Source organism: Streptomyces sp. NPDC055078, assembly GCF_053607985.1.
In genome coordinates this window covers 1-1,202 of record NZ_JBSGUP010001141.1, presented here as the reverse complement: position 1 = coordinate 1,202, position 1,202 = coordinate 1, and the positions used below count along the sequence as shown (strand labels likewise).

Annotated in this window: 1 protein-coding gene; it reads left to right on the top strand. The window is 71.4% G+C overall.

What is annotated here, in order from left to right; genetic code table 11:
* The first annotated feature begins 369 nt into the window (after nt 1-369).
* The gene (locus ACWF94_RS40800; RefSeq protein WP_453500402.1) at nt 370-1,170 is read left to right on the top strand and encodes an SAM-dependent methyltransferase; all 801 of its coding nucleotides are present in this window, start codon (nt 370-372) and stop codon (nt 1,168-1,170) included.
* The last annotated feature ends 32 nt before the right edge of the window (nt 1,171-1,202 follow it).

Here is a 1,202-nt window from a genome sequence, read left to right as displayed (position 1 = left end):
CCGGTCGACATGCCGAGGTGCCCTCCGGGGCACTTCGGCGGTGGCTCGCGATCAGTGTTGAGCACGGCCAACCCCCGTTCTTCATGGGCCGAGTTACGAAGTTATCGGGCGGCGGCCCGGCAGGCGCCGCTTCTTGAGCGTTTTGTCACCCGATGTTGCGCCCGTTCCACCCGCACGGGCGGCGCCGCGCACGCGCGGACGGCCGCGCGGGAGCCGGTCGGCCGGGGCGCCGGGGCCGCTCACCAGGGCCGCCCGGCGGCTGAGTTGATCGGTGGTGCCGCTGGCTTATGCCCGGCGAGTGGTGAACCATGGGGCGCGTTCCCCTGTTCGAACTGTGCGGGGGCGGCCCGACAACGTACGGAGAGCCCGATGAACGCGGAGCACCAGCCCCAGGCGCCGGCGGATCAGATCGACACGACGACACCGCATTCGGCGCGGGTGTGGAACTACTGGCTGGGTGGCAAGGACAACTACCCCGTCGACCAGGAGCTGGGCGCGCGGATGGAGGAGATGTTCCCGCAGATCACCGGCATCGCCCGCGCCTCCCGGCAGTTCCAGGCGCGGGCCGTGCGGCATCTGGCCGAGCAGCTCGGGATACGGCAGTTCCTCGACCTCGGCACCGGACTGCCCACCGCCAACTCCACCCATGAGGTGGCCCAGTCGGTCGCGCCGGAGGCCCGGATCGTCTACGTCGACAACGATCCGATCGTGCTCGCCCACGCCCGCGCGCTGCTCGTCAGCAGCCCGGAAGGCGCCACCGACTATGTGCACGCGGATCTGACGGACACTCCCACCGTCCTGCGCGAGGCCGCGAAGACCCTCGATCCGAACCGGCCCGTCGCACTGATGCTGCTCTCCACGCTGGGGCATGTCGAGGACGACGGCCGGGCGGCGGCCCTGCTGCGCGGCTATCTCGACGCTTTCCCCGCCGGGAGCTGCCTCATTCTGTGCGACACCATCGAGACACCGGAGACCCGGGCCGGCTCCGACGAGTACGCCAGCGGCGGCGCCCTGCCCTATGTCTCCCGCCCGGCCGAGGTCATCGGTTCCTTCGCGGACGGCCTCGATCTCATCGAGCCCGGCTTCGGCTCGATCAGCCTGTGGCGGCCCGAGGCGCCCGTCGCGGGCGAGCCGGTCGAGCAGTGGGGGTTCGTGGCCGTCAAGCGGTAGCACCTCCCGGGGGTACCACCCGGCTCACCGGG

Excerpts from the sequence above, each read along its gene's own strand:
- ACWF94_RS40800 (WP_453500402.1), top strand. The coding sequence starts at position 370 with ATGAACGCGGAGCACCAGCCCCAGGCGCCGGCGGATCAGATCGACACG.